Origin of the sequence: Catenibacterium sp. CAG:290 (assembly GCF_000437715.1) — a bacterium.
GTDB classification, from domain to species: domain Bacteria; phylum Bacillota_I; class Bacilli_A; order Erysipelotrichales; family Coprobacillaceae; genus Catenibacterium; species Catenibacterium mitsuoka_A.
Genome location: NZ_FR898758.1, coordinates 12,221 through 27,012 on the forward strand (window position 1 = coordinate 12,221; position 14,792 = coordinate 27,012).

Here is a 14,792-nt window from a genome sequence, read left to right on the forward strand (position 1 = left end):
GTGCTTTTTAGCACTTTTATACATAGGACACGGAGGGCTTTTATATGAATTTAATTAAAGTCTTGACCTATGTTCTTGTGTTTGTCTTAGGTGTAGGATGTTATTATATGTATATCCGTTTGAAGATTTCTAAAGCAAATGCAGATGCCAAAACAATTGTTGAAGAAGCTAATACAAAAGCAGACAATCTCATTAAAGAAGCAACGCTTGATGCAAAAACAAAAGCTTATGAATATAAGCTTGAAGCTGAAAAAGAAGCAAAGCAGCAGCGCTTAGAATTGACTAAGTTTGAAAATAAGCTATTACAACGTGAACAGAACATCGACCGTAGAGATATTTCTTTACAGGGAAAGGAAGATGCTCTTGAAGCAAGAAGCCAACAATTAAATAAGAAAAAGGCGGAACTAGAGGTCAAGGAAGAAAAGCTACAACATCAGATTGATGAAAAAGTAGCCGAACTTGAAAAAATTGCAGCTATGTCTGCACAGGAAGCAAAAGCTGAACTCTTTAAACAAGTAGAACAGCGTATGGAGACTGAAGTCACTGCTTATATCAAAGAACAAGAAGATGAAGCAAAGACTAAAGCTTCATTATTTGCAAAGGATATTATTGCGAATGCCTTGAATCGTTATTCTCAGGAAGAAGTCATTGAACGCACAGTCAGTGTGGTAGCACTTCCAAGTGAAGAAATGAAGGGACGTATTATCGGTCGTGAAGGTCGTAATATTAAGGCAATTGAAAATGCGACTGGTGTTGATTTAATTATCGATGATACTCCAGAAGTGATCACATTATCATGTTTTGATCCAATTCGTCGTGAAGTGGCACGTTTATCACTTGAAACACTTATTCATGATGGACGTATTCAGCCAGGACGTATTGAAGAAGTAGTCGCTAAGACTAAGAAGGATTTAGATGATACTATTTTAAAGGCAGGGCAGGATGCTGTCTTTGAATTAGGACTATCAAGAATGAACAAAGAACTTGTCATGATGATTGGTAAGTTAAAATATCGTACAAGTTATGGTCAGAATGCTTTACAGCATTCAATTGAAGTGGCTCATTTTGCAGGTATTATGGCCTCTGAACTTGGATTAAATCAGCAGCTTGCTAAACGTGCTGGTTTATTACATGACTTAGGTAAAGCAGTAGACCATGAAATGGAAGGAAGCCATGTTGAATTAGGTGCTAAATTCGCTAAGAAATTTGGAGAAAATGCAACTGTAATCAATGCGATTGAATCTCATCATGGTGATGTTCCAGCAACATCTATCATTGCAGTACTCATCTCTGCAGCAGATACATTATCAGCTGCAAGACCTGGCAGTAGAAGTGAAAAAATTGAAAATTATATCCAGAGACTTGAAAAACTTGAAGAATTACCTAAACAGTTTGAAGGTGTGGATAAGGTATTTGCTATCCAGGCAGGTCGTGAAATTAGAGTTATCGTTAATCCAGAAAAGATTGATGACTTAAAAGCACATAAACTTGCAAGAGATGTCAAAGAAAAGATTGAAACCGAACTCACTTACCCAGGACATATTAAAGTAACTGTGATCCGTGAGATTCGTGCTAATGAAATAGCTAAGTAGATAGGGTCCAACCTATCTACTTTTTCTTTAAGGATGTGAATAAAATGAATATATTATTTATAGGAGATATTTTTGGTAAGACAGGACGTAAGATGATTGCGACATATCTACCAAAAATTGTAGAAAAATATAGTGTTGAATGTGTCATTGCGAATGGTGAGAATACAAGCCATGGTAAAGGATTATTACAGAAACATTATGATGAATTACTGTCTTATGGTATTTCTTTAATAACTATGGGCAATCATACTTATTCAAAGAAAGAAATCTTTGATTATATTGATGAAGCAGATAAGCTAATTGTGCCACTCAATAAGCCACTTGCAATGCCAGGAGTAGGTTCTAGAGTTATTGAGGTAAAAGGTAAAAAAATAAGAGTGACTAATTTACTTGGTCTTACTTTTATGGATGGAAAACCTCAAAATCCATTTGAAGCTATTGAGCCTGTACTAGAAAATGATAACAGTGATATCCATATCATTGACTTCCATGGTGAAGCAACAAGTGAAAAAATAGCCTTCGGTTACTATGTAGATGGACGTGTCAGTGCAGTATTAGGTACTCATACACATGTTCCTACTGGTGATGAAAAGATTCTTCCAAAGGGCACAGCATTCCAATGTGATGTTGGAATGACTGGACCATATGAAAGTGTTATTGGGTGTGAAAAAGAAGCAATTATTGAACGTAGTGTTAAGGGTATTATGACACCTTTTAGAGTTGTTGAAGATGAAGGACAGTTTTGTGCAACATTGCTTCATTTTGATGGAAACAAGTGTACAAACATTGAAAGAATCAGAATTGATCCACAGGTAAAGTTCAAGTAAAAACAAGAGAAAGCGTCTTCACATTTTGTGAAGAATACAGTATAATAGTTCTAGTTATTGAAGGAGGACAAGTTTTTTATGGCTAAATGTAAAATTTTAATGCAGACTGCACAGGTGCAGAAGCTAGTTACTTTTTTTGATGGATATAAGGATGATAAGGTAGAATTGAAGTATGTAAGTAAAGCTGGTATTAAGGCTACTTTCGAATGTGAAACAGAATTATCACCAGAAGATGCTGCTGCACATTGTAAGTCTTTATTCAAAAAGACTCCAGAAGGAAGTTATATGTACTTCTCAATCCAGCCTGATGGATTCTTTGGATAAGATGCATTTTAAGGCACAGGTGAATTCCTGTGCTTTTTTTGTTTAGAAGGGAGATTTTATGGATATCAAAGTCATTATAGGGCAGATGATTGCATTATTTGCTTTGATGGGGTTAGGCTTTTTATTGTATAGAGTAAATATTTTAGATTTAAATGCAAATAGTAAACTCACATCTCTAGTTTTATCGGTCACGACACCATGCATGGTATTGAATTCTGTATTATGTACAGAAAAATATAGTGACTCAAAAACAATTTTTACTATTTTAGGTATTGCGGTCATTACTTATGTTATTACACCTTTTATTGGATTGTTTATTAATAAATTGTTACATGTCCCAAGTAATCAAACAGGTCTTTATGTCTTCATGACAGTATTTTCTAATATTGGCTTTATTGGTTATCCAATCATGAAGGCAATATTTGGAAATGATTCTGTTTTCCATACATCTTTATTTGGTATGGTATTTAATATTATGTTATTTACTTTAGGTGTCTATTTGATTGGAATTGGGCAGCAGGGAAGCAATAAACTCAATTTAAAGAATTTAATTACACCAGGTGTGGTTTGTTCTTTCTTAGCGCTTAATCTCTATTTATTGCATATAAGAGCACCCAAGATTATCACAGACTTTACAGGCATGGTAGGAGATATGACAACACCTCTTGCGATGATTATTATTGGTGTCACACTTGGGGCAATGAATATTAAAGATGTATTTAATGAACTACGTGTCTATGTTTATACACTAGTCAAGCAGCTGATTTTACCGATTATTGCCTATCCAATTATTGCATTTTTGATCAAGGATCATTATTTAAGAGGATTGACTTTGATTATGATATCTATGCCCGTAGGAAGCTCCGCAGTATTATTTACGAATAAATATGGTGGAGACAGTGGGTTAGCAGCTAAGACAATATTTATGACAACATTAATATCCGTTTTTACTATTCCACTTGTTGTCTATATGTTTTTAATTTAAAACTTTTACCCCAATTTAGGGGGTTTTTTTTATGAGGGGTATTTGTTATAATGGTGTCGAAAAGGAGCGTTTATGAAAGATTATAGTAAATATTTTAAAGGTCCTTCTTTAAAGGATGCACGTTCTAGAGGTCGTACTGAAGTACAGCATTTAGATGATGCATTTGAGATTCCTGCAGATATGGTGGGAATTGGCAAAGGACAGACATATTATATCCAGACTTATGGATGTCAAGCGAATGAAAGAGATACTGAAACATTATCTGGTATCTTAGAAATGATGGGTTATACTCATACTGATGAAGTAAAACAGGCAGATGTTGTATTATTAAATACATGTGCTATTAGAGAAAATGCGGAAGAAAAAGTATTTGGTAAGATTGGTTACTTGAAGAATATCAAGAAGACTAGACCAAATTTAATCTTTGGTGTATGTGGCTGTATGGCACAGGAAGAAGTGGTTGTGAATAAGATCTTAGAGAAATTCCCGCAGGTTGATCTTATTTTCGGTACACATAATATCCACCGTCTTCCAGTTTTATTAAAACAGGCAATGTTAGAAAAAGAACTTGTTCTTGAAGTCTGGTCTAAGGAAGGGGATGTTATTGAAAATCTTCCAAGTCATCGTGCCAATAACTACAAGGCATGGGTAAATATCATGTATGGATGCAATAAGTTCTGTACTTATTGTATTGTCCCTTATACAAGAGGTAAGGAACGTTCTCGTGAATTAGATGAAATTATCAAGGAAGTAGAAGAATTAAAGAATAGTGGTTATAAAGAAATCACATTACTTGGACAGAATGTTAATTCTTATGGTAAGGATTTAAATAACGGTACTGACTTTGCAACATTATTAGAAGCTGTCGCAAAGACTGGTATTGATCGTATTCGTTTTACAACAAGCCATCCTTGGGACTTTAATGCAGATATGATTGATATTATCGCTAAGTATGATAATATCATGCCTTCTATTCATTTACCTGTTCAGTCAGGAAATGATGAAGTTTTAAAGCTTATGGGTAGACGTTATTCAAAGGAAAGCTACTTGAAGCTATTTGATATGATTAAAGAAAAGATTCCTGATTGTACTATTACAACAGATATTATTGTTGGTTTCCCTAATGAAACAGAAGAACAATTCCAGGATACTTTATCTTTATATAACTATTGTAAGTATGATTTAGCTTATACATTTATTTATTCACCTAGAGAAGGGACTCCAGCTGCAAAGATGGAAGATAATGTTCCTCTAAGTGATAAGGAACAGCGTTTATATCGCTTAAATGAATTAGTGAATAAGTATGCTAATGAAGCAAATCAGAAATACTTAGGACAGGTTGTTAAAGTACTTGTAGAAGGTCCTTCTAAGAAGAACCCAGATGTTTTATCAGGTTATACAGAACATAACAAACTCATTAACTTTAAAGGTGATGCTTCAATGGTTGGTCAGATTGTAGATGTTCGTGTAACTGAAGCGAAGACATGGGCATTGACTGGAGAACAGCTTGAATCAAATAACTAAGAATAAAGCAGATTCTTTGAATCAATTAATTCTAAATAATCCTCTTATTCAGGAATTTAAGAAGTATGAAAAGACTTTAAGAGAACATCCTGAATTATTATCTTTAGAAGATGAAATCAAACAAGAGAGCCAAATTATTCTTAAAAAGAAGGCTCTTGGTGAATTAACTGATGAAGAGTTAAAAGCCTATCAAGACAAAAAAGCCTACTTTGAGAATCATCCTTTGATTGTCAATTATTTGAATCTAAAAAGTGAAGTTAATGATTACCTTATACAAGTTGAAACAATCATCAATGAAGAATTATTAAAAGCTATTGACTAAATGTTTTTAAATGTTTATTATTGAACTAATTTATATAAAAAGGAGATTATTATGGCACATATTTTTAATGAACCCTCACACACTTTTAATGAATATTTATTAATTCCTGGTTATTCTAGTGAAGAATGCCAGCCACAGAATGTTAGTTTAAAGACACCTTTAGTTAAATTCAAGAAAGGTGAAGAACCAGCACTTTCATTAAATATCCCTCTTGTATCTGCAGTTATGCAGGCTGTATCTGATGATGGTATGGCAGTTGCTTTAGCAAGAGAAGGTGGATGTTCATTTATCTACGGTTCACAGACAATTGAATCACAGGCAGCAATGGTAAGACGTGTTAAAAACTATAAGGCAGGTTTCGTACCAAGTGATTCTAACTTAAGCGCTAATGATACATTAGCAGATGTTCTTGCACTTAAAGAAAAGACAGGTCATTCTACTATGGCTGTTACTGAAGATGGTACAGCAAATGGCCGTTTAGTTGGTTTAGTGACTGGTAGAGATTACCGTGTCAGCCGTATGGATGAAAACGAAAAAGTTGTTGATTTCATGACACCTTTTGATAAGTTAGTATGCGGACATAAAGATATTACTTTAAAAGAAGCAAATGATATTATCTGGGAAAACAAATTAAATGCTTTACCAATTATTGATGATGATAACAGACTTCTTTATTTCGTATTCAGAAAGGATTATGAATCAAGAAAATCAAATCCTAATGAATTATTAGATGAATCTAAACGTTATGTAGTTGGTGCTGGTATCAACACTAGAGACTTCGCAGAAAGAGTTCCTGCATTAATTGAAGCAGGTGTAGATGTATTATGTATTGACTCTTCTGAAGGTTACTCAGCTTGGCAGGCTAACACTATTGCATGGATCAGAGAACATTATGGTGATACTGTAAAAGTTGGTGCTGGTAACGTTGTAGATGGTGAAGGATTCAGATTCTTAGCAGAAGCTGGTGCTGACTTCATCAAGATCGGTATCGGTGGCGGTTCTATCTGTATTACTCGTGAACAGAAAGGTATCGGTAGAGGTCAGGCTACTGCAACTATTGAGGTTGCTGAAGCAAGAGATGCATATTTCAAAGAAACTGGTATTTATATCCCTATCTGTTCAGATGGTGGTATTGTTCATGATTATCATATGACTTTAGCTTTAGCTATGGGTTCTGACTTTATCATGTTAGGTCGTTACTTCTCTCGTTTTGATGAATCACCAACTAACAAGGTGAACATCAACGGTCAGTATATGAAAGAATACTGGGGTGAAGGTTCTGCACGTGCTAGAAACTGGCAGAGATATGACTTAGGTGGAGATAAGAAGCTTTCATTTGAAGAAGGTGTAGATTCTTATGTGCCATATGCTGGTAGCTTAAAAGATAACGTTGGTTTATCATTAAGCAAGATGAAACATACAATGTGTAACTGTGGTGCACTTACAATTGCTGAATTACAGGAAAAAGCAAAGATCCAGCTTGTGTCTGCTACTTCAATTGTTGAAGGTGGAGCACATGACGTATTGTTAAAGGATTCTTCAAATTCAGGTAACAGATAATAGGAGGATGGAAGGGATATTATTCCTTCCATTTTTTTGACTTTAAGGGATGGGGTATTTATGCAAATTAATAAAGAAAGACTAGTTCAGACATTTTGTGAAATGGTATCTATTGATAGTGAATCTTATCATGAAAAGAAGATGAAAGACTATTTAATGAATATTTTTAAAGAGTGTCATATGGAATGCATAGAAATGCCTATAGAAGGCTTTGAAGCAGGTAATATTCATGCTGTTTTTAAAGAAGAAGCCATTAAAGAACATGCTTCTATAGAGTATGATGATTATGTACACATTGAAGCTTATAAGATCAATGAAGATGAAGAAGTTGTTGAACGTTTTAAACATGCATGCCTAATCTTCAATTAACACCTCGTCTTATTTCTACACATGGTGGATCTGATAATAATAGATATGTGAAAGAAGGCATCAGAGGAATAGTTGTGGCTTGTGCTATGAATGATTGTCATAGTGTAAGTGAATATACAACAATAGATGAATTAGAAAAGAGTGCTCTCTTAGCATTACATCTTATGATTGATTAAAAATATGCTATAATGAGAGAGTTAGGAGTGAGTATCATTTTGAAAAAAGAAAAGTACTCTCCCATGATGGAGAAATATTTAGAATTAAAAAAAGATCATCAAGATGCTATTGTGATGTATCGTATTGGTGATTTCTATGAAATGTTTTTTGATGATGCAGCTATTGCCTCAAAAGCATTAAATCTTGCTTTAACAGGTAAAAATGCAGGTGTTAAAGAACGTGTACCAATGTGTGGTGTACCATTTCATGCTGCAAGTGGTTATGTAGAAGAATTAGTTAAACAAGGACATAAGGTTGTTATTGTAGAACAACTATCAGATCCTAAAGCCAAGGGTTTAGTAGAAAGAGGTGTTGTTCAGATTGTTACACCTGGTACTTTAATGGACTTTAAGTTAAATGAGAAGGTGAATAACTTTATTGGTGCTTTAGGTGTATTTGATTTCTCTTATACACTTGCTTATGCTGATTTATCTACAGGGGAATTTTATTGTTTAAACCTAGAAAAGAAGGAACATCTATTACGTAATAAGATTGAATCATTAGGTATTAAAGAAATCGTTGTAGAAGATGATTCTATTCATATTGATGGAGTGATGATGTCTCCTTTTAAGAATGAAACAATTAAAGATAACTACAAGAAAATCTTTGATAATATCAATGATTTAAAACAAATCAAGGTCTGTGCTAATTTATTGAATTATTTAATTGATACTCAAAAGAGAGAATTAGAATATATCCAGACAATTGTAGAAGTTAAACAGGAAGATTATGTTTATATGGAAAGTGTCACAAAGAAGGCACTTGAACTTACTAAAAATGCGAATAATGAGAAATATGGCACACTATTATGGCTATTAGATCATACACATAGTGCAATGGGTGGTCGTTTATTAAAACAATGGATTGATCAGCCTCTTATTTCTAAAGAGAAGATAGAAGAAAGACTTGATCTTGTAGAAGTATTCATGGATAACCCTCTAGATAGAGATACAGTGACTCATATGATCAATGATATTTATGATATTGAAAAACTGGCTTCTAGAGTGGCTTTTGGAAATGTGAATGCGAGAGATTTAAAGTGGATCTGTTCTTCTTTGAAGAAAATTCCTGAATTAAAACAAGAACTACTCAGTCTTGATCATCCTAAATTGAATGAACAAGCTATGCAGCTTGTTGATTTGTCTTGTATTATTAATACAATTGATGAAGCAATTGTAGATGATCCACCTTTAGTTATTAAAGAGGGAAATATTATCAAGGATGGATACAATAAAGAGTTGGATGAATTACGTGATATTCGTAAGAACGGTAAGAAATGGTTAATGACTTTTGAGGAAAATGAAAAAGAACGTACAGGAATCAAAGGTCTTAAGATTGGTTATAACCGTGTCTTTGGCTATTATATTGAAGTTGCTAAAAGCTATTTGCCTTTAGTAAAGGATGAATTCAACTATACAAGAAAACAGAGTTTATCCAATGCAGAAAGATTTGTCACTCCAGAACTTAAAGATATGGAAAATAAGATTCTTTCAGCACAGGATCGAATCGCTGCATTAGAATATGAAATATTTACTCAGGTAAGACAATATATTAAGGGTTATGTACATGAAATACAGGATGTTGCAAAGGTTGTAGCTAGGATAGATGTATTTAGTACATTTGCTGATGTATCAAGCTATAATCGTTATGTACGTCCAACATTTAATGATGATCATATTATTCAAATAGAAGAAGGAAGACATCCTGTAGTAGAAAAAGTCATTCCTGAAGAAAGTTATGTAAAAAATGATATATCTTTAGGACAGGATGCAAGAATTATGTTGATTACCGGACCAAATATGGGTGGTAAATCAACTTATATGCGACAGATGGCTTTAATTATGATCATGGCACAAATTGGATGCTTTGTTCCTGCAAAAAGTGCAACTCTTCCAGTCTTTGATGCAATCTTTACTCGTATTGGTGCGAGTGATGATTTAATTAGTGGTCAGTCTACATTCATGGTAGAAATGTTGGAGGCTAATAATGCCTTGAAATATGCGACTGAAAACTCACTTATTATATTTGATGAAATAGGTAGAGGAACAGCAACATTTGATGGTATGGCTTTAGCTCAGGGCATTTTAGAATATATTGCAAGCCATAATCATTCATTGACTTTCTTTTCAACACATTATCATGAATTAACACGTATGGAAGGCACTTCTATTAAGAATGTTCATGCAGGTGCTGATGTATCTAGTGATTCTATTCATTTCCTATATCATATTGAAGATGGCCCCTCTGGTCAGTCATATGGTATCAATGTTGCTAAACTCGCAAAATTACCTGATGAAGTTATTGTACGTGCAGATGCCATATTGAAATCATTAGAAGACAATAATATTGAAGAGAAATTACAGAATATTGAAGTGACACCAGTTATAAAAACAAGTGCTGTAGAAGAAACACTCAAAGGCATTGATCCGATGAGTCTCTCACCACTTGATGCATTGAGTACATTAATTGAATTAAAGAAAATGTTGTAGGAGAAACTATGGGACATATTAGACAATTAAGTGAAAATCTAGCCAATAAGATTGCAGCAGGCGAAGTTGTTGAACGTCCTGCAAGTGTTATTAAAGAGTTGACAGAAAATAGTATAGATGCTAAGGCTAAAAGTATCACTATTCTAGTAGAACAGGGTGGTACAAGCAAGATGTGTGTGATTGATGATGGTATAGGAATGAATCGTGCAGATGCACTTTTGTGCTTTAGTCGTCATGCAACAAGTAAGATTGTAGATGAAAATGATTTATTCAATATCACTACATTAGGCTTTAGAGGAGAAGCTATTCCTTCTATTGCTTCTATTAGTGTCTTTACTCTTGAAACAAACAATGGCGAAGAAAATACAAAAGTAGAATATGAATTTGGAAAAAGAAAAAATGTAGGTAGTGTGGCAATGAATCGCGGTACGAAGATCACGGTAGAACGTATCTTCCAGAATGTACCTGCAAGACTTAAATATATGAAGTCTATTAATGCGGAATTTGCAGCTATTTATTCTTATGTAGAGCGTCTAGCCCTCGCTCATCCAGAAATATCTTTTACTCTGATACATGACCATAAAACAATATTCAAGACAAATGGAAGAAATAATTTATTAGAAGTTATTAGTGAAATTTATGGTATTCCTGTTGCAAAAAATATGATTCATGTTGATTTTGGCAATGAAGAGTTTCATGTGGCTGGTTATATATCTAGAATTGATACATCTCGTTCTTCAAAGAATCATATTGTTACTCTAGTGAATCATCGCTATGTCAAGAATATGAAAACGATTAATACAATCAATGAGGTTTATCGTCGTTATTTAGCTGATAAACGTTATCCAATTGCAGTGTTAGAGATTGATGTAGATCCATATCTTGTAGATGTAAATGTTCATCCAGCAAAACTAGAAGTACGTTTCTCTAAAGAAACAGAATTAAAGGAATTACTACTTAAGGGTTTGGAAGAGGCTTTATCAAAAAAGAATCTCACTTATAAACCATCTACTAGAGAAACAGAAAAAGCATCCTTCAAACCAAGTCTTGCGCAGATGACTATTCCTCTTGATGAGGTTTTTGAAGAAGTCAAAGAAGAACCAGTTATTGAAACTGTTCATGAAGAAATGCCTGTTTATGAACCTGAAAAAGTAGAAATCAAAGAATCTCCAAAAGAAGAACCACTTAAACCAATTAAAGAAAAAATTAAGGTTATTGGCCAAACAAGAGGTACTTATATTTTAGGAGAAAATGAAAGAGGATTTTATATCATTGACCAGCATGCAGCACAGGAACGCATCAATTATGAATATTTCCTCAATAAGTTTTCTCATCCTGACTTATCCATTCAGCCCATGATTGTTCCTCTTACTTTTGAATATCCTGAAAGTGAATGTCTTGTTATTGATGAACATAAAGGGTTATTGGAAGAAGTTGGAATCCATCTTGAATCATTTGGCCGACATTCATATATTGTACGTGGTTTACCTTTATGGATGAAAAATATCGATGAGAAGATCTTTATTGATGAAATGATTCAAGAAGTTTTAAACAATCAAAGTGTGGATATTGTTGCTATGCAGGAACATGCTATTGCAACACTTGCATGTAAAGCAAGTGTCAAAGGAAATACATATCTTACAACACAGGATATGCAGACAATTATAGATAATCTTATGCGCTGTGATAATCCTTATGTCTGTCCTCATGGTAGACCAACCATCATATTCTACAGTGATTATGAATTAGAAAAGTTATTTAAGAGGGTTGTAGTATGAAAAAAGTAATTGCGGTATGTGGGCCTACAGCTGTAGGTAAAACACGTATGGGTGTTTCTTTAGCAGAAGCACTTCATGGTGAAGTCATTAGTGGTGATTCTATGCAAATCTATCGTACGATGGATATTGGAACTGCCAAAGTAACAGAAGAAGAAATGCAGGGTATTATTCATCATATGATTGATATCAAGAATCCTGATGAAACATTTTCTGTCAGTGAATTTCAAAAAGAAGTTCGTCATTATATCGATACAATCGATATGCCTATTGTGGTAGGAGGTACAGGTCTTTATATCAAGGGTGCTCTTTATGATTACACTTTTGAAGAAACAGAATCTAAGCATGATGAAATAAAAGCGAAGTATGCCCATTATACAAATGAAGAATTACATCAGTATTTGGCGTCCTTTGACCCTCAATCAGCATTAGATCTGCATCCTAATAATCGTCAAAGAGTATTACGTGCTATTGAAATTTATGAAGAATCAGGAAAAAGAAAAAGTGATATTCTAGAAGCGCAGGAACATAAGCCTGTATATGACATTTATTTTATAGGACTCACACTTCCACGTCCTATTCTTTATGAGCGTATTAATAAACGTGTTGATTTAATGATTGAACAGGGATTAGAAGAAGAAGTCAAGAAAATCTATGATTCAGGTTTATCACGTAACGCGCAGTCTATGAAGGCTATTGGTTATAAGGAATGGTTTGATTACTTTGAAGGTTCAAAAACAAAAGAACAGGTCATAGAAGAAATCAAGAAACATTCACGTAACTATGCGAAAAGACAATATACATGGTTTAATAACCAATTTGATGTACATTGGTACGATGTCAATCTAGAAGATTTTGATTCCACAATTCACCAAGTATTAAAAGATATCGAAGAATGGTATAAAAAAAGATAAGTCTAACGAGGCTTATCTTTTTTGAGTTTTCTGATATTTGTAGTTCTTCCGTGTTTAAGAATTCTTTGATAGTTTTCAGTTAATGATTTTTCATAACGGCTTGTCAGCCAAGGTACATAGAACTGAGCATCTTTAATTTCATCAGGAAGATATTGAAGATATTCCCATAAATCAGGTCTATTATAATCATAACGATCTTCCTCATCTATACCAACAGGAGTTAAACGTATATATTGTGGTGCTTTATGTGGTTCATTGTGGTAAGACGCAAGTGCTGCATCTATTGCATTTTCACTCGATTTTGATTTAGGTGATAAAGCCAATTCTATAATGCAGCTTGCGAGAGGAATTCTTGCTTCAGGAAAACCAATTGTCTTAGCTGCCTGGAAGGCTAAAACAGTACGCATACACGCATTAGGATTGGCTAGTCCTATATCTTCATAAGCAGTTGTAATCAGTCTTCGTTCTAGTGACTCTATATCTCCTGCATCTATAAGTTTTGCAAAATAATAAAGAGCACCATTTGGGTCAGATCCTCTAATAGATTTCTGCAAACCACTTAAAGTATCATAGTATTGATCTTCATCTTTATCAAATTGCATATTGGCGCGTGGAACAGCTTCCTGGATGATTTCTAATGTGATATGTGTATCTGGCGCATAAATAGTTGCAAGTTCCAAACAATTATAAGCATAACGAACATCACCACTGCTCATTCTTGCAATATAATCATATACTTCTTGATCTATTTCATATTGATTATTAAGTCCTCTCTCACTGACTGCAGCTCTTTGACAAGCTTCCACAATCTCTTCATTATTCAAGGGCTTTACTTCACATAAATGACATCTTGAGCGAATTGCAGGATTGATAGAATGATATGGATTGGCAGTTGTGCAGCCTGCGATAATCAACAATCCACTCTCGATATAAGGCAGTAAATGATCTTGCTTATCTTTATTTAAACGATGCACTTCATCTACAATCACAAACAAACCTTCTGAAAGTTTCGCTTCAGTGATAATTTGGTCCATCTCTTTCTTATTACCAGTAGAGGCATTGAATATACGATATGGTATATTTAAATCATGAGCGAGGGCCTTAGCCATAGTTGTTTTTCCACATCCAGGTGGTCCATATAAAATAATGGACATTGGATGCTCCTTCTTGACAAATTGTCTTAATAATTTATTATCTCCTACAAGGTGCTTTTGCCCAATTACATCATCAAGTCCAATAGGACGCATGGAATCTGCAAGTGTCTTATGAATCATAGTTTATTTCCTTTCGTTTTAGAATCATGTATAATTATAACATGATTTTATAAGGAGAGAGTAATATGAGAATTGTTTTACAAAGAGTAAAAGAAGCAAGTGTGACAATTGATGGAGAAGTACATGGTGCCATTAATAAGGGTTATATGATTCTTGTAGGTTTTAATAATGATGATACTCATGAAATTATAGATCGTCTTGTGGAAAAGGTCATCCACTTAAGAGTCTTTGAAGATGAAAACCAAAAAATGAATCGTTCACTCATAGATGTAGAAGGATCTATTCTTTCTATTTCTCAATTCACTTTATATGCAGACTGTCGTAAAGGAAGAAGACCAAGCTTTATCGATGCAGCTAAGCCTGATATCTCTTCACCGCTTTATGATTACTTTAATGAAAGTTTAAGAAGCCAAGGTATTCATGTAGAAACAGGAATTTTTGGAGCTGATATGAAATGTGCATTAATTAATGATGGCCCAGTTACTATTGTATTAGACAGCGATGACATCATGCCTCGAAAATAATGCGATTATAGGCAAATAGAAGGGTGTATAAGCCCTTTTTTTACATTTCACACAAAAAATAAATAAAAATCAAAAAAAGTCTTTACAAAGGAAATGA

At 33.9% G+C, this 14,792-nt stretch carries 14 protein-coding genes; 13 read left to right on the forward strand and 1 reads right to left on the reverse strand.

The features are described from left to right. The first annotated feature begins 44 nt into the window (after positions 1-44). From rny to miaA, 12 genes are all read left to right on the forward strand, one after another. Positions 45-1,592, forward strand: coding sequence for a ribonuclease Y (gene rny / locus QVO42_RS00190; RefSeq protein ID WP_022424182.1), 1,548 nt, complete (start codon positions 45-47; stop codon positions 1,590-1,592). 44 nt (positions 1,593-1,636) lie between these two features. After that, complete coding sequence (locus QVO42_RS00195) at positions 1,637-2,419, forward strand: TIGR00282 family metallophosphoesterase (RefSeq protein WP_022424183.1); 783 nt, start codon at positions 1,637-1,639, stop codon at positions 2,417-2,419. A gap of 78 nt (positions 2,420-2,497) precedes the next feature. Further along, complete coding sequence (locus tag QVO42_RS00200; RefSeq protein WP_022424184.1) at positions 2,498-2,743, forward strand: hypothetical protein; 246 nt, start codon at positions 2,498-2,500, stop codon at positions 2,741-2,743. A gap of 58 nt (positions 2,744-2,801) precedes the next feature. After that, a complete protein-coding gene (locus tag QVO42_RS00205; RefSeq protein WP_022424185.1) occupies positions 2,802-3,728 on the forward strand; it encodes an AEC family transporter in 927 nt (308 codons plus the stop codon). Positions 3,729-3,800: 72 nt separating this feature from the next. Then, positions 3,801-5,252: a tRNA (N6-isopentenyl adenosine(37)-C2)-methylthiotransferase MiaB gene (gene miaB / locus QVO42_RS00210; RefSeq protein WP_022424186.1), complete on the forward strand. Its 1,452-nt coding sequence runs from the start codon at positions 3,801-3,803 to the stop codon at positions 5,250-5,252. Further along, the gene (locus QVO42_RS00215; protein ID WP_022424187.1) at positions 5,236-5,574 is read left to right on the forward strand and encodes a YlbF/YmcA family competence regulator; all 339 of its coding nucleotides are present in this window, start codon (positions 5,236-5,238) and stop codon (positions 5,572-5,574) included. Before miaB ends, QVO42_RS00215 begins: the two co-directional genes overlap by 17 nt. Before the next feature lie 51 nt (positions 5,575-5,625). Next, entirely contained in the window at positions 5,626-7,134 is a 1,509-nt protein-coding gene (locus QVO42_RS00220) for an IMP dehydrogenase (RefSeq protein ID WP_022424188.1), read from the forward strand. Between the two features lie 60 nt (positions 7,135-7,194). Then, the gene (locus QVO42_RS00225; RefSeq protein ID WP_022424189.1) at positions 7,195-7,503 is read left to right on the forward strand and encodes a peptidase T; all 309 of its coding nucleotides are present in this window, start codon (positions 7,195-7,197) and stop codon (positions 7,501-7,503) included. Beyond that, positions 7,485-7,679, forward strand: a complete 195-nt coding sequence (locus tag QVO42_RS00230; protein ID WP_022424190.1) for a peptidase T — start codon at positions 7,485-7,487, stop codon at positions 7,677-7,679. The genes QVO42_RS00225 and QVO42_RS00230 overlap by 19 nt, the downstream gene beginning before the upstream one ends. Positions 7,680-7,718: 39 nt before the next feature. Next, the gene (gene mutS / locus QVO42_RS00235) at positions 7,719-10,208 is read left to right on the forward strand and encodes a DNA mismatch repair protein MutS (RefSeq protein WP_022424191.1); all 2,490 of its coding nucleotides are present in this window, start codon (positions 7,719-7,721) and stop codon (positions 10,206-10,208) included. Between the two features lie 8 nt (positions 10,209-10,216). After that, complete coding sequence (gene mutL, locus QVO42_RS00240; RefSeq protein ID WP_022424192.1) at positions 10,217-11,986, forward strand: DNA mismatch repair endonuclease MutL; 1,770 nt, start codon at positions 10,217-10,219, stop codon at positions 11,984-11,986. Then, the gene (gene miaA, locus QVO42_RS00245) at positions 11,983-12,897 is read left to right on the forward strand and encodes a tRNA (adenosine(37)-N6)-dimethylallyltransferase MiaA (RefSeq protein ID WP_022424193.1); all 915 of its coding nucleotides are present in this window, start codon (positions 11,983-11,985) and stop codon (positions 12,895-12,897) included. Before mutL ends, miaA begins: the two co-directional genes overlap by 4 nt. A 2-nt stretch (positions 12,898-12,899) precedes the next feature. Here miaA and QVO42_RS00250 read toward each other — a convergent pair whose 3' ends face one another. After that, entirely contained in the window at positions 12,900-14,168 is a 1,269-nt protein-coding gene (locus QVO42_RS00250) for a replication-associated recombination protein A (RefSeq protein WP_288163496.1), read from the reverse strand. 68 nt (positions 14,169-14,236) lie between these two features. Here QVO42_RS00250 and dtd point away from each other — a divergent pair, with 68 nt between their 5' ends. Next, positions 14,237-14,695, forward strand: coding sequence for a D-aminoacyl-tRNA deacylase (dtd, locus tag QVO42_RS00255; protein ID WP_022424195.1), 459 nt, complete (start codon positions 14,237-14,239; stop codon positions 14,693-14,695). The last annotated feature ends 97 nt before the right edge of the window (positions 14,696-14,792 follow it).